Genomic DNA, 19,154 nt, shown 5'->3' on the forward strand with positions numbered 1-19,154 from the left:
GAGTGCGAGACCTCCGCCGCCGACATCCCCGAGGAGTGCGCCGTCGACCTCTCGTCCGTCGACGTCGATGAAGGCGAACCGGCCACCGGGGCACCCGCGACCCCGTGAGCGGCGGCGAGGTCAGTCGGCGCCCCCCGCCGGTCGCCGGAAGACAGGGGCAGGGGTGACGGCTACGGCAGCTCCAGCGTGGGCCGGTACACCTCCAGCCAGGTCGCCAGGTCCAGTGTGCGTTCCAGGCCCAGGCGGGTGAGCCGGTCCATCGTCGCCGGGTCGCAGCCCGTCGCGCCCTCCAGCCAGCGGCGGTCCATCAGGTCGAAGAGCGCGTGGCCCCGGTCGCTCAGCAGGTCCTTGGCCTGGCGCTGGAGTTCCTCGCCGTAGTACGGGTCCTGCGTCGAGGGGTAGGCGCTCTTCGGCCGCCAGGTGACGGACTGCGGCAGCATGCCCTTCATCGCGCCGCGCAGCAGGCTCTTCTCGCGGCCGTCGTACGTCTTCATCGCCCAGGGCGCGTTGTACACGTACTCGGCGATGCGGTGGTCGCAGAACGGCACACGGACCTCCAGGCCCAGCGCCATGCTCAGCCGGTCCTTGCGGTCGAGCAGGAAGCGCATGAACCGGGTCACATGCAGATGGATCATGATGCGCATGCGGTACTCGAAGTCGTCCTCCGAGTCGAAGTCGTCCCCCGGGCCGAGCCGCTCGATCCGCCCCACGGCGTCCGCGTAGGCGTCCGCGCGGTACTCGTCGAGGCGCAGCGCCGACCAGAGCCCGGGGCGCACGCCCGTGCCGTCCTTGTCGAAGGCGCCGATGTTCAGCGCGATCCAGGGAAAGGCGCGGGCCTGCTGGATCTGGGGGATGTGCATGTGTTTGTAGCCCCCGAATATCTCGTCGGCGGCCTCGCCGGACAGGGCCACCGTGGATCTCTGGCGGATCTCCTTGAAGAGCAGGTAGAGGGAGAAGTCCAGATCACCCATGGTCACCGGCACGTCGCGGGCGCTGATCACGGCCCTGCGGACCGCGGGGTCGGCCAGTGTCTTCGGGCCGATCACCAGGTCGGCGTGGTCCGAGCCGACGTGCTCGGCGACGTCCCGTACGTAGGGCGCGTCCGGGGTGTCGCGCAAGTCGTCCGACGTGAAGTTCTCCACGTGGTCCGCGAAGTCGACCGAGAAGGTCCGCACCCGCTCCTGGCCCAGGTGGGCGGCGGACAGCGCGGTCAGCGTGCCCGAGTCGAGGCCCCCGGAGAGCAGGACGCAGCGCGGTACGTCGGCGACGAGCTGGCGGCGCACGGTGTCGTCGAGCAGCTCGCGGACGCGGCCGACGGTGGCTTCCACGTCGTCGGTGTGCGGGCGCGTCTCAAGGCGCCAGTACGTGCGCTCGCGCAGGCCGTTCGGGTCCAGCGTGACGATGGTGCCGGGCTCGACCTGCCGCATGCCCGACCATATGGCGTGCCCCGGTGTGAAGCAGTACGAGAACGCCTCGCGCAGCCCGTCCGCGTCCACCACCCGCTTGGCGAGGGGGTTGGCGAGGATCGCCTTGGGCTCGGAGCCGAAGAGCAGGCCGTCGGCGGTGCGGTAGTAGTAGAAGGGCTTGATGCCGAGCCGGTCACGGATCATGACCAGCTTCTGGTCCCGCGCGTCCCAGATCGCGAACGCGTACATGCCGTTGAGGCGGTCGGCCAGCGCCTCGCCCCAGCGCAGATAGCCGCGCAGGACCACCTCGGTGTCGCTGGCCGTGTCGAAGCGCTCCCCCCGCCGGATCAGCTCCTCGCGCAGCTCGCGGTAGTTGTAGGTCTCACCGCTGTAGACGAGGGTGACCTCGCCGTTGGGTGTGTGTGCCGTCATCGGCTGCTTGCCGCCGGGCAGGTCGATCACCGCGAGCCGCCGGTGGCCGAGGGCGGCGTGCCGCTCGACATGGGTGCCGGAGGAGTCTGGCCCCCGACACGCCATCGTCGCGGTCATCGCGTCCAGGGTCTCCCGCTCACGAGTGAGGTCCCGGTCGTACGAGACCCAGCCGGTCATCCCACACATGTGCCGTCCTCCTGTGCTCCGCGTCCATGTCAGCGGCGTGGTGTCGCGCTCTCGCCGACATAATGATCGATCCACCGCTTCAGCGGTGCCGTCGCTGTCCAGATCGTGCGCACCGCCTCGATGGCGTCGGGCCGGTGCATCCAGTCGGCGAGCGCGTACTCCTTGACCACCACCGCGCCCTTCCAGCGCAGGAGTTCACCGCGCGGGTGGTCGGGCGGGTAGCCGCTGGGGACCCGCTTGAGGACGGGCGGCATGCCGGGGCCGACCGGTAATTCCCGCTCGCCGAGGGTGGCGCGAATCTTCTCGAACTCCGCCGCGGACTTCTCGTCGTCGACGGCCGAACGGAAGCGTTTGATCTGGTCGGGGGCGAGAGCCATGGCGCCACCGGCCAGCCGCATGCCCTCGGCGTCGAGCCGCAGGAAGGCGCCGATGCCGCCCACCGCCCGGTCGCTGGTCGTGACGCCGACCCAGGTCTTGTACGGCGACTTGTCCTTGGAGAACCGGACGTCGCGGTTCGGCCGGAAGGTGCGCAGTGGCCCGAACTCGTCCTCCAGGTCGGCCATGAGCCGGTGCACCGGGTCCTTCACGGATGTCTCGTAGACCGTCCGGTGGGCCTCCCAATATGTCTTGGAGTTGTCCTTCTCCAGGCCTTCGAGGAAGGTGAAGAGCTCCGGTGGGAACCCGCCGAAGGGCGGGGTGACGGGCGCCGTCTCCTCAGTCGCCACTGCCGCTCACCTTTCCGTTGTAGTCCAGTGCCTCGGCGAGCCAGGAGTCGAACGCCTCGTCCGACTCGATGCCGTAGTCGGCCACGACGATCCAGCCCCTGCTCATCCGCTTGCCCTGCATCACCGGCCAGTCGGCGCCCTCGCGCTCCAGGAGTTCCTCCGTACGGTCGGGGTCGCAGCGGAGCATGAGCTTGCCGTCGGGGTTGGCGGTGGCCGCCATCTTGCCGTTGACCATGAACGCGAGGCTGCCGAACATCTTGACCTCGCGCACCTGGGCCTGGCCCGAGAGGGCCTCCCGCACCCGGTCGGCGAGTTCCTTGTCGTATGCCATCGTCGACGTCCTCCTAGACCGTGGTGGCCAGGGGCAGCGTGGGGTCGCCGCTCCATTCCACGAGGCCGTCATCGTAGAGAGCGACCTCGCGCACGCCCAGCAGGTTCAGCGCGAACGCGTCGATCGTGGCGTCCACTCCGGCGGCGCAGTAGGCGATGATCTGCCCGGCCGACGTGGCGCCGACCTCCTCGAAGCGGTCGATGAGCTGCCGCGGGGGCAGGAAGCACCCGGTCTCGGGGTCCATCAGCGCCGACGCGGGGACGTTGACGCTCGACGGGATGTGTCCGGTCCGGCCGTGGGCCACCGGGATGCTGCCCGCGTGCTGCTCGGCGGAGAGCGCGTTGACGAGGCGGACGGTGGGCGCGCCGATCGACCGCTGGACCTGGTCGCGGGTGACGAAGAGCTCCGGACGGGGCTTCGGTACGAAGGAACCCCGGCGCGGCTGGACGGTGCCGGTGTCGACCGGGCGCCCCTCGGCGGTCCACTTGCGCCAGCCGCCGTCGAGCACCGCGGCGTTGTCGTGGCCGACCGAGCGGAGCATCCACCACAGGCGGGTGGCGAACGCGGTGTGCGCGCGGTCGTAGAGGATCACCGTGTCGGTGCCGCTGATGCCCAGTCCTTCGAGGGCGGCGGCCAGCGCGTCGGCCGAGGGGATCGCGAAGGGCTTGGGCGCGGTGAGGTCGGCGATCTCGGTGAGCAGGTCGGCGAAGACGGCGCCGGGGATGTGCCCCTGTTCGTATCCCTCGCGGCCGGGGCCGAGGTCGACCCCGCCCTCGGGCAGCGGCCGGATGTTCACCGTGCAGTCGACGACGACGACGCCGGGCCGGTCGAGGTGCTCCGCGAGCCATCCGGTGTCGACGAGCGCCCCGGGCAGGACGGTGGCCGCCGGAGCCGTGGCCCGGCCGGCGCCGCTCGCCTCGCCGCTGTCCGCGCGGCCCGGGTCACCGGCGGGCACGGCTGCGGGGTCGGGCAGTTGGCCGCGGGTCAGCCACAGGGCGGCGAGCACGGCGATGAGCAGGGTACAGGCGGCGCAGATCAGGAACACCATGTGGATGGCGTCGACGAAGGACTCGTCCACCGCCGAGGCGAACGCGGTGCGCCCCACGGGCAGGTCCTGGATCTGGTCGGCGCCCTGGCCCGCGCTGGCCCCTGAGCCGCCGATGCGGTCCGCGATCTGGTGACCGACGGGACCGGGCGCGCCCAGGCCGGTGAGCGCGGAGACCATCTTGTCCTTGAAGACGGTCACGATGACGGTGCCGAGGACCGCGGCACCGGCCGTGAATCCCGCGATGCGGGTGGTGTTGATCATCGAGGAGCCGAGGCCCGCGCGCTCCGGGGGAGTGGAGGCCATGACGGCCAGTGTCAGCGGGGCGAACATGCAGCCGATGCCGCCGCCGACGAGTGCGAGCTTCCACCACACGGCGCCGAATCCGGAGCCGGGCTCGACCGTGGTCAGGAGCAGGAACCCGCCGGTGACCAGGACCGCGCCCACGATGATCGGGACACGCGGGCCGAGCTTGCCCGCGATGCCGCTCGCGGGCGGTGAGAAGAAGAAGATGCCGAGCGTCAGCGGGAGCAGCCGCAGGCCGGTCTGGAGGGCGGAGTGTCCCTGCACGGTCTGGAAGTACTGGGCCATGAAGAACATCGCGCCGACGATGATGAAGCCGAGCAGTGAGGCGATGACGCTGGACACCGCGAAGGTGCGGTTGCGGAACAGGTCCAGGGGCAGCATGGGCTCGCGCCCGCGCATCTCCACGGCCAGGAACGCCCCGAGCAGCAGCACGGACCCGACGAGCAGGCCGATGATCAGGGGCGAGCCCCAGCCCTCGCGCTCGCCCTGGATCAGCCCCATGATCAGGCAGAAGAGCCCGGTGGTCACGAGCACCTGGCCGGGGACGTCAAGCCGTCCCGCGTGGGGATTGCGCGACTCGATGAGCCGGCGGACGCCGAGCACCAGGGCGACCACGCCGACCGGCAGGTTGATCAGGAAGATCGCGTGCCAGCTGAAGGACTCGATGAGTACGCCGCCGAAGAGCGGGCCCAGGGCCAGCGCCACGCCGGAGACGGCGGTCCAGATGCCGATCGCCTTCGCCCGGCCCGGCGGGTCGCTGAAGGTCGACACCAGCAGTGACAGGCTCCCCGTCTCGATGGCGGCGGCGCCGACGCCCTGCAGGACCCGGCCCGCGATGAGCACACCGAAGCTGTCGGCGAACCCGCACAGGGCCGAGCCCGCGACGAACAGGACGAGGCCGGTGAGGAACACCCGTTTGCGGCCCAGCCGGTCACCCAGGGTGCCGGTCATCAGCATCAGCGCCGCGAACGGCAGGGTGTAGGCGTCGACGGTCCACTGAAGCTGCGACATCTCCGCGCCGAGATCCTTCTGGATCTCGCCGAGCGCGACGAAGATGATGGACCCGTCGAGCAGGACCATGAACGACCCCAGGCTGGTGACCAGGAGGGTCAGTGCCCTGCGGCTGCGAGATGTTGTCTCCATGGTGCGTGAGCTCCCTGAGAGGTGGCGTGCGGAGGGCCTCAGTCGGCGGCCGGTTGTTCCTGGTACTTCGGGAAGAGGGCGAGGAACTGCGGCGGCACGAGGAAGGGGTGCACTTCCACGCGGTCCCAGACCTTGTTGATGATGTAGGGCTCGTTCTCGAGCCACGCGTCGATCTCTTCGCGGGTCTCGAAGTCGACGATCAGAACGCCGCCGGACATCTTTCCGGCGCCGTCCAGAATTCCGCCGCCGAAGAGGAAGGAACCGTCGGCCATCATCTTGTCGCCGTTGGCCATATGGGCCGGGCGTACGGACATGCGCCGTTCGAAGGTCCCCGGTTCGGTGCTGTCGTGGGCGATGACTGCGTACAGCAATTCCGCTGTCCTTTCCGTGCGTGCCGAAGAGTGCGGTGGTCAGTCCTCGGAGCGCCGGCCCCAGACCGAGACCGTGATCGGCGTGTAGAGGACCGTGTCCGAGGGCTGCCGCAGCAGGTCGAAGGCGGCTTCCACCTCCTTCTGGCCCATCAGGCCGACCTTGGTGATGACCGGCGCGAGCTTGGCGAGGCTCAGCGCGATCGTCTCCATCTCGGGCGTGCCCGCCTGCACCGCGGTCAACTGGCAGTCGGTGCCGCTCAATCTGAGCCCGGTGCGGCGGAAGGCGGGGAGGAGTTTCATCCCGTATCCCGGATCGGCACCGCCGAAATAGAAGAACGTCTCCAGGGCACTGGCCGCCCGGGTGAGCAGGGGTGAGGGCGGATCGACCCGCTGGATGCTGCGGATGTCGGCCTCTTCGACCAGCAGATGGCCGCCGGGTCTGAGGGCTCGGGCGAATTCCCCGAGAACGCGCTCGCGCTCCGGCAGGTGCATCAGCAGGATCTTGCAGTGGACGAGGTCGTAGGCCCCTTCCTCCAGCGGCTCCTTGGTGATGTCCTGCTGCCGTACTTCGAGGTTGGGCGCGGAAAGGCCGTCCATGTAGGCGGTCTCGATGTCGATGGCGTGGACCGTGCCGAAGTGGCCGACCCGGTTCGACAGCCAGCGTGCGATCGATCCGGCGCCCGCCCCGACCTCGGCGCAGGTCCATCCCTCGCCGACCCCGATCTCCTCCAGGTAGCGGATGGTCGCGGGGTCGGTGAGGGCCGCGACCTGCTCCAGGCGGACCTTCTCGGGGTCGGTCTCGTTCTCAGCGGGTTTCTGCACGTCGTCTCTCCTCAAGGCAGCGGTCAGACGCCGGTTTCGAAGAGCTTCGGGACCTTCATCGCGAGCATCATGTCCCCCTTGACCTTGAGCTTTCCGGTCATGAAGGCGCGCATCGCGTCCTGGCGGCCCTCCGCGATCGCCACCCAGGTCTCGCTGCTGGTGACGAAGGTGGTGTCGGGCTCGGCGACCCCGCCGGGGATGAGGCGGCCCTGTCCGTCCTTGATCTCGAAGGCCCAGACGCCGGGGTCGGCGTCGGTGATCCTCCATTGCAGGGTCCGGTTCAGACCGGCCGCGGCCTCATGGTTGAACCGGGTCGAGAGGGCAGCGAACAACTCGCCGACGGTCATGGACATGGATCGCCTCCTTGTGGTCAGCCCGGGGCCGCGCACCGGGGCGGTGAAGTGTCCTGACAGCCCTTCAGCGGCTGCCAGGGGACGCTATGGCCGCCGACTTACCGGTTGCTTACGGGTGGCGAAAGTGGCGTTCCCGCTCCCCGAGCAGGTCTTACGGCCGACTTACGCGGTCAGTAAGTGCGGCCGATTGGCGCCGCGTGCGCGCCCTGCCCGCACCGGGTGAACTGCCTGGCCGGGACGGTGCCGGTGGTGTCAGGCGCCAAAACACGCCTGGTCATGACATGGCACATAAGTGCTGAGGAATATGCCTCCGGTGGTTTAGATGACGCTTACTGGGGCACCATCGGCCCACACTTGGCGGGTGTACGACGGGGTACGGGGGAGATCGATGGACCAGTCACCGGGAGCTGCGACCACACCGTTAAGCACCGCGCGGCACGAGTACGAGGCGTGGCTCTTCGGCCCTTTCCGGGTGCACAGGCAGGGCGCTCCCCTGGGAGACCCGCGCGGCGGGCGGGCGGCCGCGCGCACCCTGCTGAAGTGGTTCCTGCTCAACCCCGGCCAGGAGTTCCGCGACCGCGAACTCGCGGAGGTGCTCTGGCCCGGCGGCACGGGGAACCGGGCGAACAGGCTGCACGTGACGCAGCACTCCCTGCGCCGGGTCCTTGAGCCCGAGCTCGCCAGCAGACAGCCCTCGCGGTTCATCCGCTCCGACCCCAACGGCCGCTACTGGTTCGAACCGGCCGACTGCTGGTGGACCGACGCCGACGACGTGGCGCTGGTGACCCGGTCGGCCCGCGCGGCCCACCGGGCGGGCGACACCGCGACCGCGACGGAGTGCTACGAGCGGCTGCTCGCCTACTACGACCGCGGGTTCCTGCCGGAGGAGGTGTACCAGGACGCCTTCGCACCCTTTCGCGCCGTCCATGAGCACGGTCACGAGGAAACGTTGCTCCACCTGTTACGTCTGCATCGGCGGGCCGGGCACCTGTACGAGGGCCTGACCTGTGCGATGCGCGTACTCGACCGGGACCCCTACTCCGAGGAGGCGGCCACCGCGGCGGTCGAGATACACCTGGAGCAGGGCAGCCTCACGGGCGCCGTCTCGCAGCTCGAACAGTTCGTGCGCACCCTCAGCGAGGACCTCGGGGTGGCTCCGAGCCCCCGATTACTCGCCCTGCGGGAGCGGGTGAGGCACGCGCGGTGATATCCGCGGCGCGGCGTACCGGTGCGGACGCGTCAGCTCCGGCGGGCGAGGATCTCCCGGCTGATCTCCGTGAGCCTGTCCCAGTCGTCCGTCATCCCGGCCCGCGCCCCGATCTCGCGCATCACGGCCGTGAACAGCGCCCCGGACTTGACCAGTTGCGGGCGGACATGCCCGAAGACCTCCAGGATCACGATGCCGTAGAGCTGCGCCCAGGCGAGCTCGAACAGCCAGATGAGCCCCAGTCCGTCCGCGCCAAGCAGGGCGACCAGATCGGGCTTGCCCGGCCCGCCGGGGGAGTGCACCGCCACGAACTCCTCGTCCAGCTCCGCACGGGAGGGCACCGGGAACGGGTGCTGTCGCGAGAGCCCGATGAAGATCCGCCCGAAGAACTCGGCGAACATCTGCACGCCCTCCGCGGCCCCCTTGCCGGTGGCCGGGGACAGCGGATGGAGCGCCTTGCCGGCCTCCGAGCGGGCCACGTGCTCGCCCGAGAGCGAGCTGGTGTGGAAGACGAGCTGGAACTCGTCGACATGGTCCAGCGCCCAGCAGCGGAAGGCGGTGGCGGCCGCCACCATCTGCGCGGCGGGGTCCTCCTCGCCGTGCGGTTCGGCCGCCGCCGCCATCGCGCGGACGATCTCGGCGAAGATGTCGTTGGAGAGCAGTTCGTTGAGGGCGGCGACATTGCCCACGTAGCGGTAGAGCGCGGGTGCCGTGAAGCCCATCTCGGCGGCCACGGCGCGCAGCGTCACCTCGCGGCCCTCGCGCAGCAGCGACCTGCCGACCACGACGATCTCGTCGAGCGTCGACTGCCGCTGCCGTTCGCGGCGGTTGAGCACCGGGCGCGTCCTCTCGGCGCGGCCGGATCCGACCTGGCTCATCATGCGCCTCCAAGTCCCTTGTCTGAGCGCGCTGTCGGGCCCCAACGGGTGTCAGCGGGTTCAACCGTAATGCTTGACAATCTCCGTGAACACCCTTCACCGTAAACGCTAGTAACGGAACCTATACCCATTCACGATCGCTGCGAACGACGGGGAGGGCGATGGTGCACGGTATGACATCGGCGGAGACGGAGTTCCCGGGCCCCGAGTGGGCACGGCCCCGGGGCCGGGAGCAAGGGGCCACCTACCGCGCGTACTTGTTCGGCCCCTTCCGTGTCTTCAAGGGCACCGAGGCCCTGGGGCAGCGCAGACACCGCAGGGAGAAGGCGCTGCTGCTGCTCAAGTGGTTCCTCCTGAACCCGGGCAAGCCGGTCTCCATGGACCAGCTCATCGACATCGGCTGGCAGGACACCGCCCCGGAGAAGGCGGCCAGCGGCTTCCACGTCGGCATGCACTGCCTGCGCCGGATGCTGGAGCCGGACCTGCGGCCGGGGCAGGAGTCGTCCTTCATCCACCGCAGCGGCACCAGCTTCTACCGCTTCGAGCCGGGGGAGGGCTGGTGGAGCGACGCCCACGACGTCGAGCGCCTCTTCGAGCAGGCGCGGGCGGGCGACGCCCACGGCGACGCCCGGCGCGCCTGCTTCTACTACAGCCGCGTCGCGGCCTACACCGTCCGCCGCTTCCTTGAGGACGAGGAGTCCCAGCAGCGGTGGCTCGCGCCCTACCGCAGGCAGTACGAGGGCCTGTGCTCGCAGGCGCTGATCCGCCTGATCCAGATCCACAGCGCGCGCGGAGAGCTGGACGAGGCGCTTGAGTACGCCTACGAGAAACTGCGCCTCGATCCGTACAACGAACTGGCCGTCGGCACCATCATCGAGGCGCACCTCCAACTGGGCCGCCCCGATGACGCGCTGCGCCAGCTCTCCCTCTTCCTGAGCTCCGTCGAGCGCGACCTGGGCGCCGTCGCGGGCCGCGGCCTGCTCGCGCTGCGGGAACGCCTCACCGCCGCGCCGCCCCTGGCCTCGGCGGGCGGCTGAGCCGGTCAGGACCCCGAGGGGGCACCCTGCGCAGCGATGAACGGCGCCTGATTGAAGATGATGTGCAGATGCCTGATGGTGCCGTCCCGCACCGTCAGGCACTCGGCTCCCGGTGCGCTCTTCACCGGGAGCGTCTTCGTGTCGTACATGAGCAGCGCGGTGGTGTCGTCGCCGAACGCGGAGATCACGTGAGATCCCGTGAGGATCTGCGAGAAGGGCTCCATGAACCCGCGGAAGGCCTCCGCGCCCTCCAGACGGCCCGACGGCGCCTCGCAGACGATGTCGTCGGCGACATAGGTCATGGCGAGGTCGAAGTCGTGCCCCGTCCAGGCCCGGTGGTAGGCGAGGGCGGTCTCCAGTGCGGGGCTGGGCGCTTCGCTCATGACGGCTCCCCTTTCGTGTGACGAGTGGATCGTGCCGCCGTTCGGCCGGAAATCCGATCGCCGGCGGTTGACCAACCGGGGGATGCCCGTTCCCGTCACGCGCGGCGCCCGCGATTCACCCTGCCGGGGACGGCGGCGGACCGGCCGGAGCCGCAGGCGTCTCCCTGCCGAGCCGCAGACGACTTGCTGCCGGGCCTCAGGCGTCTCGCTGCCGGGCCACATGCGCCCATCTGCCGAGCCGTAGATGACTCGCTGCCGGGCCGCAGGCGTCTCCCTGCCGGTCCACAAGCGCCCATCTGCCGGGCCGCAGGCGTCTCGCTGCTGGGCCACAAGCGCCCGTCTGCCGGGCCTCAGGCGTCTCGCTGCCGGGCCACATGCGCCCATCTGCCGAGCCGCAGATGACTCGCTGCCGGGCCGCAGGCGTCTCGCTGCTGGGCCACAAGCGCCCGTCTGCCGGGCCGCAGGCGTCTCGCTGCCGGGCCACATGCGCCCATCTGCCGAGCCGCAGATGACTCGCTGCCGGGCCGCAGGCGTCTCGCTGCTGGGCCACAAGCGCCCGTCTGCCGGGCCGCAGGCGTCTCGCTGCCGGGCCACAAGCGCCCATCTGCCGAGCCGCAGATGACTCGCTGCCGGGCCGCAGGCGACTCGCTGGTGGGCCGCAGGCGTCTCCCTGCCGGTCCACAAGCGCCCATCTGCCGGGCCGCAGGCGACTCGCTGCCGGGCCGCAGGCGTATATCCGCCGGGCCGCAGGCGACTCGCTGCCGGGCCACATGCGCCCATCTGCCGGGCCGCAGGCGACTCGCTGCCGGGCCGTAGGCGTGTGTCTGCCGAGCCGCAGACGACTTGCTGCCGGGCCGTAGGCCTACATCCGCCGGGCCGTAGGCCTACATCCGTCGGGCCGCAGGCGGATACCGGCCCCCCGACCCGCCTCCGGACGCCGCTCCCGTTGCGGAAATCCGTCCCGACCCCGCCGTTCCGCCGCGTTCCGACGCCCCTTCGCAGCGCAACGCACGGCCTCTCGTGGGCCCACTGTTACGCAGGTCAAGGCATGTGCCGACGACGCGCACCGGAGGAGCGCGATCCACGCCCTCAGCTTGCACGCGAAGTAAGTCGTCCGTAATCCCACCCTCCGAAAGTCGTCCGGGATGAAGGGGGACGCATGACCCAACCAGCACGGCATCGGATAACCGACCTGTCCGCAGAGAAGCGGGCCCTGCTCACCCGCAGGCTCCGCACCCGCATCGCCGACGGCGCCACCGCGCCCGACCACTACGACGTCGTGATCCTGGGCGGCGGAGCGGCCGGCCTCACCCTGGCACTTCATCTGCGCCGGGCGCGCCCGGGCATCCGGGTCCTGGTCGCCGAGCGCCAGAAGCACCCCGTACCCGAGGCGGCGCACAAGGTCGGCGAGTCGACCGTGGAGATCGCCGCACACTACCTGCGCGACGGCCTCGGGCTCGGCGCGCACCTGGAGACGGAGCAGATCCGCAAGTTCGGCCTGCGCATGTTCTTCAGCGGCCAGGACAACAAGGACATCGCCGAACGCGTCGAACTGGGCAGCTCGGTCTTCCCGCCGCTGGCCACCTACCAGCTAGACCGCGGACGCCTGGAGAACGAACTCGGGGCCGTCTGCGCCCGCGAGGGCATCGACTTCGTCCCGGGCGCCAGGGTGCTGGAGGTCGCGCTCTCCGCCGACCACGCACCCCACCACGTGCAGCTCCTCACTGCCACCGGCGAGCGCGGTGTCCGCGCCCGGTGGATCGTCGACGCCACCGGACGCAGCCACTTCCTGCGGCGGCGCCTCGGACTGCGCAAGGACGTGGGGCACAAGGCCAACGCCGCCTGGTTCCGGGTCGCCCACCCCATCGACCTGGGCACCTGGAGCGATGACGAGGAGTGGCACGCGCGGCTCCGCGAGGGCCGCCGCGAACTGTCCACCAACCACCTCATGGGCCCCGGCTACTGGGTCTGGCTCATCCGGCTCGCCTCCGGCTCCATCAGCATCGGCATCGTCGCCGAGGACGCCACCCACCCCTTCGAGGGGTTCAACACCCTGGACCGGGCCCTCGACTGGCTCGACGAACACGAGCCGCAGTGCGCGGCCGAGGTCCGGCGGCATCAGGACGAGATCCAGGACTTCCGCGTCATGAGGGACTACTCCTACAGCTGCGAACAGGTCTACGACGGTCCGGCCCGCTGGTGCATGACCGGTGAGTCCGGTGTCTTCCTCGACCCGCTCTACTCACCCGGCCTCGATCTGATCGCCATCAGCAACGGCTTGGTCACCGACCTGGTCAGCAGGTCGCTCGACGGCGAGGACGTCACCGTACGGGCGGCCGTCCACGACGCGCTCTACCGCCGTGTCACCGACATGTGGCTCGCCGTCTACGAGAACCAGTACGCGCTGATGGGCCATGCCCGGGTGATGGTCTCCAAGGTCATCTGGGACACCGCCTTCTACTGGGGCGTCTTCGGACTGCTCTTCTTCCAGGACAAGTTCCCCGCGGTGGCCGACACCGCCCCGGTCGCCGCCGACCTGGAGCGCCTCGCCGCGATCAGCAACCGGGTGCAGGCCTTCTTCCGGGAGTGGGCGGCCATCGACGACCAGGCGCTCGACGCCGGCTTCGTCGACCTGTACTCGCCCCTCGACTTCATGGTGAAGCTGCACGCGGGCATGGCGGACGACCTCACCGACGAGGAGTTCCCCGAGCGCTTCGCCGCCAACACCCGGCTCTTCGCGCAGCTCGCCGGGCAGCTCGTCACCGCCGTCATCGACGCCCACGGCGGCCGCTTCGGCGAGGACCGCGTGATCGCCCAGGTGCAGAGCTGGCAGCGCGACCCGCTGATCGCCGAACTGCTCGCCACCTACCGGCGCGAACGCCACCGCAACCCCACCAGCGACGGCTGGATCGCCCCGCGCACGCCCCACGCGGAGCCGGGCACCCCAGACCATGAACCGAACGGAGCGGACAGCATGGACAAGGACACCAGCGAGGTCAGCTATGTCTGAGACCGCCGAGCGCCTCGATGTCGCGATCCTCGGCGGCGGCATCACCGGACTGACCCTGGCCCTCCAGCTCAAGCGCGCCGACCCGGAACTGCGCGTGACCGTCCTGGAGCGCCAGGAACACCCCGTGCCCGAGGCCGCCCACAAGGTCGGCGAGTCCAGCGTGGAGGTGCAGGCCCACTACCTCCGCGACATCCTCGGCCTCGCGGACCACCTCGACAGCGAGCAGCTGCACAAGTTCGGCCTGCGCATGTTCCTGACCCACGGCGACAACACCGACATCGCCCGCCGTGTCGAGTACGGTCAGATCGCCGAGGCGCCCCTCGCCTCCTACCAGCTCGACCGCGGCCGTCTGGAGAACGCGCTCGGCCGACTGGTGACCGGCCTCGGGGTCGACTTCCGCCAGGGCGTCAAGGTCAGGGACGTGGACCTCGGCACCGCGGGCACCGACCACCTCGTACACATCGGCGCGGACCAGAGCCCGCTGCGGGCGCGCTGGGTCGTCGACGCGACGGGGCGCGCGGGACTGCTCAAGCGCAAGCTGGGCCTGGCCAGGCCGCTGGGGCACCGGGCCAACGCCGCCTGGTTCCGCATCGAGCACGAGGTCGACGTGCAGCGGTGGTCCGACGACGAGCAGTGGCAGGACAGGGTCGCAGGCGGCCTGCGACGGCTCTCGACCAACCACCTGATGGGCCCCGGCTACTGGGTGTGGCTCATTCCGCTCGCCTCCGGATCGACCAGCATCGGCATCGTCGCCGAGGACGCGGCCCACTCCTTCGAGGGGTTCAACACCCTGGAGCGGGCCCTCGACTGGCTCGACGAACACGAGCCGCAGTGCGCGGCCGAGGTCCGGCGGCACCTGGCCGAGATCCAGGACTTCCGCGTGATGAAGGACTACGCCTACGGCTGCCAGCAGGTCTACTCCGAGGACCGGTGGTGCCTGACCGGGGAGGCGGGCGTCTCGATCGACCCGCTGTACTCCTCCGGCGGCGACCTGATGGCCATCAGCAACGGCCTGATCACCGACCTGGTCACCCGGGACCGCGGCGGCGAGGACATCACCGAGAAGGCCGTGGCGCACAACCAGGTCTACCTGGTGCTCAGCGAGATCTGGCTGGTCGCCTACGAGGGCCAGTACCCGGTCATGGGCAACGCCCAGGTGATGGTGGCCAAGGTCATCTGGGACACGATCATCTACTGGGCCGTGCCGGGCCTGCTGTTCTTCCACGACAAGTTCCGCCGCCTCGGCGAGAGCCCCGCCGCCTTCGCCAACCTCCAGCGCACCTGGCTGCTGCACACCCGCGTACAGGAGTTCTTCCGCGAGTGGCACCACACCGGCAACGAACCGGCATCCGATGTCTTCGCCGATCCCTACAGCCTCCTCGAGTTCATCGTCGACCTGCACAACGGCATGGCCGCCGGACTCGACGACGACAAGCTGGAGGAGCAGTTCGCCCGCAACGTGGACCTCCTCGAAGAGCTCGCGGGACAGCTCGTGGTCACCGTCACCCGACGGCTCGAAGAGCAGGGCCCCGACGACGCGACGCGCGCCCGGACCGAGCGGTGGCGCACCGACGCGCTCCTGGCCGAGGCCGTCGCGCGGTACGAGCGGCGCGACGGCTCCGACCCCATCGACAGCGCCTGGATCACCCTGGGCGCCCGGAACGAGGCGGTGCGCCCGTGAACGGCATGGACGCCACAGAGCACGAGGACCACGGACCGGCGACGGCCCGGGACACCGTCGACGTCGCCGTGATCGGTGGTGGCGCCGCCGGTCTCACCCTGGCCCTGCACCTGCGCGAGCAGCGCCCCGGCACCCGCATCGTGGTCCTGGAACGCCAGGCACACCCCGTACCGGAGGCCGCCCACAAGGTGGGCGAGTCCACCGTGGAGATCGCCGGTTACTACCTGCGCGAGGTCCTCGGCCTCGAAGAGCACCTGCGCTCCCAGCAGCTCAAGAAGTACGGGCTGCGGGTGTTCTTCTCCAAGGACGGCAACGACGACATCACCCGGCGGGTGGAGCTGGGCCACGCCGTGCGGCCGCCGGGCGCGGTCGGCACCTATCAGCTCGACCGGGGACGCCTGGAGAACGCGCTCGGCGCCGAACTCGGTGCGCGCGGCGTGGAGTTCCTTTCCGGAGCGAAGGCCGACGCCGTCGAGCTGCTGCCGGACGAGGAGCACCACCGGCTCACCGTCCACACCGAGGACGGTGCCGTGCGGCACATCCGCGCCCGGTGGGTCGTCGACGCCACCGGCCGCGCCTCGCTGCTCAAGCGGCGGCTCGGCCTGGCCAAGAAGGTCGGCCACCGGGCCAACGCCGTGTGGTTCCGGGTGGGCTGCCCCATCGACGTCGACCAGTGGTCCGACGACCCCGGCTGGCGGGCCCGCATCGAGGAGGGCAGGCGCGAGCTGTCCACCAACCACCTGATGGGCCCCGGCTACTGGGTCTGGCTGATCCGCCTCGCCTCCGGGTCCACCAGCGTCGGCATCGTCACCGACCCCGGCTTCCACTCCTTCGACGGACTCAACCGCTTCGAGCGGGCCCTGGACTGGCTCGACCGCCACGAGCCGCAGTGCGCGGGCGTCATCCGCCGCCACCGCGACCAGTTGCAGGACTTCCGCGTCATGAAGGACTACGCTTACAGCAGCGAACAGGTCTTCTCCGCCGACCGCTGGTGCCTGGCCGGAGAGGCCGGGGTCTTCCTCGACCCCCTGTACTCGCCCGGCCTCGACCTGATCGCCATCAGCAACAGCCTGATCGTGGACCTGCTCACGCACGCCCTGGACGGCGAGGACGTCGAGGAGCTCGCCGCCATCCACAACCAGGTGTTCCTGCTGATCGCCGAGGGCTGGCTGAGCATCTACGAGAACCAGTACGCGCTGATGGGGCACGCCCGCGTCATGCTCTCCAAGGTCATCTGGGACACGGCCGTGTACTGGGCCGTGCCCGGCCTGCTGTACTTCCACGACGTGCTGCGCCATCTGGTGGACCGGCCCGACATGGTGACGGGCCTGGCCCGCTTCAGCGCGGCGAGCCGGGAGGTCCAGCGCTTCTTCCGCGAGTGGGGCGCCGTCGACGACGAGCCGCACGAGCAGACCCCCTTCGTCCGCTTCTACGACTTCGACTTCATGCGCAGCCTCCACATCGGCATGACGGCGGGCCTGTCCGACGAGGAGCTGAACACGCGGTTCGCCGACAACATCACCTTCATCGAGCACCTGTCGGGCCAGTTGGTGGCGACCGTGCTCGCGGAGTTCGAGGCCCAGCCCTGGAACCCCGCCAAGGCCGAACAGGCCAAGCGCTGGCGGGCCGACGAGGCCCTGATGGCACTCGTCGAGGTCCACCTGCGCGAGCGGGGCGCCCGGCCGCTCAGCGACCAGTGGATCCGGCTGCGGCCCGCCGACGAGGCGGTCGGCACGGGAGAGACGCGATGACCCGCGTACTCGGCGAGGGCGCGATACCGCACGAGCGCGTCGCCCGGCTGCCCGCCGACCAGCGCGCCCGGCTCCTGGAGCGCCTGCGCGGCCGGACACCGCACCCCCGCTCCGCGGACCGCTGGTTCACCCGCCACCCCTCGACCGGGACACCGGTCCTGCGGCTGTTCTGCTTCCCCTACGCGGGCGGCGGCGCCTCGGTCTTCCACGACTGGGGCGGGGAACTGCCCGAAGGGGTCGACCTTTGGGCTGCCCAGCTCCCCGGACGCGAGTCCCGGGTGGCGGAGGCGCCCGTACGGCGCATGGACGCCCTGGTCGACGCCCTGCACGAGGCGATCGCGCCGCGCCTGGACATGCCGTACGCCTTCTTCGGCCACAGCATGGGCGCCCTGGTCGCCTTCGAGCTCACCAGGCGGCTGCGCGCGGCCGGACGGCGGCTGCCGGAGCGGCTGCTGCTCGGCGCGTTCCGCGCGCCCCAACTGCCCAACCCCCACATCAGGATCCACCACCTGCCCGACGAGGTGCTCAAGACGGTGCTGCGCAAGGAGGGCACGCCCCAGCAGGTGCTCGACAACGACGAGCTGATGCGCGCCCTGCTGCCCACCCTCCGGGCCGACCTGGAGGTCTGCGACACCTACCGGCACCGCGCCGAACCGCCCCTGCGCATGCCGGTGACGCTGTTCGGGGGCCACCAGGACGTGCGCGTCAGCCGCGGCGACCTCGACCGATGGCGCGCCCAGGCCGACGGGGAGTTCCGGCTCGTCATGCTCCCGGGCTCGCACTTCTTCCTCCACAGCTCGCAGGACCTGCTGCTGGCCGAGCTCCGCAGCGCGCTCGGGCCCGCCTCTCGCACCGCGGAAGGGGACAAGCCATGACCGACCCCGCGCCGGCCGACACGCCGCCGGAGCCCATCGCCCTCATCGGGATCGGCTGCCGCTTCCCCGGCGGTGCCGCCACCCCCGACGCCTTCTTCGACCTTCTGTGCGACGGCGTGGACGCCACCAGGGAACTGCCGCCGGACCGCTGGGAGGCGGCCAAGTTCTACGACCCTGACACCGGCAGACTCGGCAAGACCAGCACCGTGCGCGGCGGCTTCCTGGACCGGATCGACCAGTTCGACGCCCCCTTCTTCGGGATCTCCCCGCGCGAGGCGATCTGGCTCGATCCCCAGCAGCGCCTGCTGCTCCAGACCGCCTGGGAGGCGCTGGAGGACGGCGGCCAGGTGGTCGACGACCTCGCCCGCAGCGACACGGGCGTCTTCATGGGCGGCTTCACCCTGGACTACCAGCTGCTCCAGAACTACGGCGTGCACAGCCGCTATGAACTCCAGTCCCACTCCGCCACCGGCATGATGATGACGATGCTGGCCAACCGGCTGTCGTACGCCTTCGACTTCCGGGGGCCGAGCCTCGCGGTGGACACCGCCTGTTCCGGCTCCCTCGTCGCGGTCCACCTGGCGGCGCGCAGCCTGTGGAGCGGGGAGTGCTCACTGGCGATCGCGGGCGGCGTGAACGTCATGATCGCGCCCAACATGACCATCGCGGAGTCCAAGGGCGGCTTCCTCTCGCCCGACGGCCGCTGCAAGACCTTCGACGCCTCGGCCGACGGCTACGCCCGCGGCGAGGGCGCCGGTGTCGTCGTGCTCAAGCCGCTTTCCCTCGCGCTCGCCGACCACGACCCCGTGTACGCGCTGATCCGGGGGACGGCCGTCTCCCAGGACGGGCACAGCAACGGCATCACCGTGCCCAACGCCGAGGCGCAGGAGGCGGCGATGCGCGCGGCGTGCCGCCAGGCCGGGATCGCGCCGCGCGAGGTGCAGTACGTCGAGGCGCACGGCACCGGCACCCCTGTCGGCGACCCCGTCGAGGCGGGCGCCATCGGCCGGGTCTTCTCCGAGGGCCGGCCGCCGGGGGAGCGCCTGGTGATCGGGTCGGTCAAGACCAACATCGGGCACCTGGAGGCGGCCGCCGGTGTGGCGGGTCTGATCAAGACGGCACTGGCCCTCAAGCACGGCCGCATCCCGGGCCAGCTCCACCACCGCACCCCCAACCCGGCCATCGCCTTCGACGCCCTGCGGCTCCACGTCC

General features: G+C 70.5%; 16 protein-coding genes. 7 read left to right on the forward strand and 9 right to left on the reverse strand.

What is annotated here, in order from left to right:
- Positions 1-170: 170 nt before the first annotated feature.
- From asnB to AB8Z36_RS06075, 7 genes are read right to left on the reverse strand one after another with little or no spacing between them, the layout of a single operon-like run.
- Entirely contained in the window at positions 171-2,024 is a 1,854-nt protein-coding gene (gene asnB, locus AB8Z36_RS06045; RefSeq protein WP_369212131.1) for an asparagine synthase (glutamine-hydrolyzing), read from the reverse strand.
- A 29-nt stretch (positions 2,025-2,053) separates the two neighbouring features.
- On the reverse strand, positions 2,054-2,749 hold the full coding sequence (locus AB8Z36_RS06050; RefSeq protein ID WP_369212132.1) for a DUF2461 domain-containing protein: 696 nt from the start codon (positions 2,747-2,749) through the stop codon (positions 2,054-2,056).
- Positions 2,739-3,080 carry a TfoX/Sxy family protein gene (locus AB8Z36_RS06055; protein ID WP_369212133.1) on the reverse strand — a complete coding sequence of 114 codons (342 nt, stop codon included), beginning with the start codon at positions 3,078-3,080 and terminating at the stop codon, positions 2,739-2,741. The genes AB8Z36_RS06050 and AB8Z36_RS06055 overlap by 11 nt, the downstream gene beginning before the upstream one ends.
- Before the next feature lie 13 nt (positions 3,081-3,093).
- Positions 3,094-5,574: a DHA2 family efflux MFS transporter permease subunit gene (locus AB8Z36_RS06060; protein WP_369212134.1), complete on the reverse strand. Its 2,481-nt coding sequence runs from the start codon at positions 5,572-5,574 to the stop codon at positions 3,094-3,096.
- A gap of 38 nt (positions 5,575-5,612) precedes the next feature.
- Positions 5,613-5,945 carry a YciI family protein gene (locus AB8Z36_RS06065; protein WP_369212135.1) on the reverse strand — a complete coding sequence of 111 codons (333 nt, stop codon included), beginning with the start codon at positions 5,943-5,945 and terminating at the stop codon, positions 5,613-5,615.
- 39 nt (positions 5,946-5,984) lie between these two features.
- Positions 5,985-6,767 carry a class I SAM-dependent methyltransferase gene (locus AB8Z36_RS06070; protein ID WP_369212136.1) on the reverse strand — a complete coding sequence of 261 codons (783 nt, stop codon included), beginning with the start codon at positions 6,765-6,767 and terminating at the stop codon, positions 5,985-5,987.
- Positions 6,768-6,790: 23 nt separating this feature from the next.
- Positions 6,791-7,120 carry an SCP2 sterol-binding domain-containing protein gene (locus AB8Z36_RS06075; RefSeq protein WP_369212137.1) on the reverse strand — a complete coding sequence of 110 codons (330 nt, stop codon included), beginning with the start codon at positions 7,118-7,120 and terminating at the stop codon, positions 6,791-6,793.
- Between the two features lie 388 nt (positions 7,121-7,508).
- Here AB8Z36_RS06075 and AB8Z36_RS06080 point away from each other — a divergent pair, with 388 nt between their 5' ends.
- The gene (locus AB8Z36_RS06080) at positions 7,509-8,327 is read left to right on the forward strand and encodes an AfsR/SARP family transcriptional regulator (RefSeq protein WP_369212138.1); all 819 of its coding nucleotides are present in this window, start codon (positions 7,509-7,511) and stop codon (positions 8,325-8,327) included.
- Positions 8,328-8,359: 32 nt separating this feature from the next.
- Here AB8Z36_RS06080 and AB8Z36_RS06085 read toward each other — a convergent pair whose 3' ends face one another.
- On the reverse strand, positions 8,360-9,205 hold the full coding sequence (locus tag AB8Z36_RS06085; protein ID WP_369212139.1) for a TetR/AcrR family transcriptional regulator: 846 nt from the start codon (positions 9,203-9,205) through the stop codon (positions 8,360-8,362).
- Positions 9,206-9,378: 173 nt separating this feature from the next.
- On the opposite strand from AB8Z36_RS06085, the gene AB8Z36_RS06090 reads away from it, so the two are divergent.
- Positions 9,379-10,242, forward strand: a complete 864-nt coding sequence (locus tag AB8Z36_RS06090; protein WP_369212140.1) for an AfsR/SARP family transcriptional regulator — start codon at positions 9,379-9,381, stop codon at positions 10,240-10,242.
- Positions 10,243-10,247: 5 nt separating this feature from the next.
- On the opposite strand, the gene AB8Z36_RS06095 is transcribed toward AB8Z36_RS06090, so the two are convergent.
- A complete protein-coding gene (locus tag AB8Z36_RS06095; protein ID WP_369212141.1) occupies positions 10,248-10,625 on the reverse strand; it encodes a nuclear transport factor 2 family protein in 378 nt (125 codons plus the stop codon).
- A 1,159-nt stretch (positions 10,626-11,784) separates the two neighbouring features.
- Between AB8Z36_RS06095 and AB8Z36_RS06100 the strand changes: the two genes are divergently transcribed.
- The 5 genes from AB8Z36_RS06100 to AB8Z36_RS06120 all read left to right on the forward strand — a co-directional run.
- Complete coding sequence (locus AB8Z36_RS06100; RefSeq protein ID WP_369212142.1) at positions 11,785-13,635, forward strand: NAD(P)/FAD-dependent oxidoreductase; 1,851 nt, start codon at positions 11,785-11,787, stop codon at positions 13,633-13,635.
- Positions 13,628-15,316, forward strand: a complete 1,689-nt coding sequence (locus AB8Z36_RS06105; RefSeq protein ID WP_369212143.1) for an NAD(P)/FAD-dependent oxidoreductase — start codon at positions 13,628-13,630, stop codon at positions 15,314-15,316. The genes AB8Z36_RS06100 and AB8Z36_RS06105 overlap by 8 nt, the downstream gene beginning before the upstream one ends.
- Positions 15,317-15,321: 5 nt before the next feature.
- The gene (locus AB8Z36_RS06110) at positions 15,322-17,067 is read left to right on the forward strand and encodes an NAD(P)/FAD-dependent oxidoreductase (protein WP_369212144.1); all 1,746 of its coding nucleotides are present in this window, start codon (positions 15,322-15,324) and stop codon (positions 17,065-17,067) included.
- Positions 17,064-17,942 (forward strand): thioesterase II family protein, encoded by an 879-nt coding sequence (locus AB8Z36_RS06115; RefSeq protein WP_369212145.1) that lies wholly within the window; start codon positions 17,064-17,066, stop codon positions 17,940-17,942. Before AB8Z36_RS06110 ends, AB8Z36_RS06115 begins: the two co-directional genes overlap by 4 nt.
- Positions 17,939-19,154: type I polyketide synthase (locus AB8Z36_RS06120; protein WP_369212146.1), on the forward strand; the 1,216-nt coding region annotated here is incomplete at its 3' end. The genes AB8Z36_RS06115 and AB8Z36_RS06120, both read left to right, overlap by 4 nt.

The sequence above is a fragment of the Streptomyces flavofungini genome (assembly GCF_041028215.1).
Taxonomy (GTDB): Bacteria; Actinomycetota; Actinomycetes; order Streptomycetales; family Streptomycetaceae; genus Streptomyces; species Streptomyces flavofungini_B.

What these genes read in the sequence shown, in the direction of transcription:
- asnB (WP_369212131.1), bottom strand. Translation starts at nt 2,024, where the DNA reads ATGTGTGGGATGACCGGCTGGGTCTCGTACGACCGGGACCTCACTCGT.
- AB8Z36_RS06055 (WP_369212133.1), bottom strand. Translation starts at nt 3,080, where the DNA reads ATGGCATACGACAAGGAACTCGCCGACCGGGTGCGGGAGGCCCTCTCG.
- AB8Z36_RS06060 (WP_369212134.1), bottom strand. Translation starts at nt 5,574, where the DNA reads ATGGAGACAACATCTCGCAGCCGCAGGGCACTGACCCTCCTGGTCACC.
- AB8Z36_RS06075 (WP_369212137.1), bottom strand. Translation starts at nt 7,120, where the DNA reads ATGTCCATGACCGTCGGCGAGTTGTTCGCTGCCCTCTCGACCCGGTTC.
- AB8Z36_RS06080 (WP_369212138.1), top strand. Translation starts at nt 7,509, where the DNA reads ATGGACCAGTCACCGGGAGCTGCGACCACACCGTTAAGCACCGCGCGG.
- AB8Z36_RS06085 (WP_369212139.1), bottom strand. Translation starts at nt 9,205, where the DNA reads ATGAGCCAGGTCGGATCCGGCCGCGCCGAGAGGACGCGCCCGGTGCTC.
- AB8Z36_RS06090 (WP_369212140.1), top strand. Translation starts at nt 9,379, where the DNA reads ATGACATCGGCGGAGACGGAGTTCCCGGGCCCCGAGTGGGCACGGCCC.
- AB8Z36_RS06095 (WP_369212141.1), bottom strand. Translation starts at nt 10,625, where the DNA reads ATGAGCGAAGCGCCCAGCCCCGCACTGGAGACCGCCCTCGCCTACCAC.
- AB8Z36_RS06100 (WP_369212142.1), top strand. Translation starts at nt 11,785, where the DNA reads ATGACCCAACCAGCACGGCATCGGATAACCGACCTGTCCGCAGAGAAG.
- AB8Z36_RS06105 (WP_369212143.1), top strand. Translation starts at nt 13,628, where the DNA reads ATGTCTGAGACCGCCGAGCGCCTCGATGTCGCGATCCTCGGCGGCGGC.
- AB8Z36_RS06110 (WP_369212144.1), top strand. Translation starts at nt 15,322, where the DNA reads ATGGACGCCACAGAGCACGAGGACCACGGACCGGCGACGGCCCGGGAC.
- AB8Z36_RS06115 (WP_369212145.1), top strand. Translation starts at nt 17,064, where the DNA reads ATGACCCGCGTACTCGGCGAGGGCGCGATACCGCACGAGCGCGTCGCC.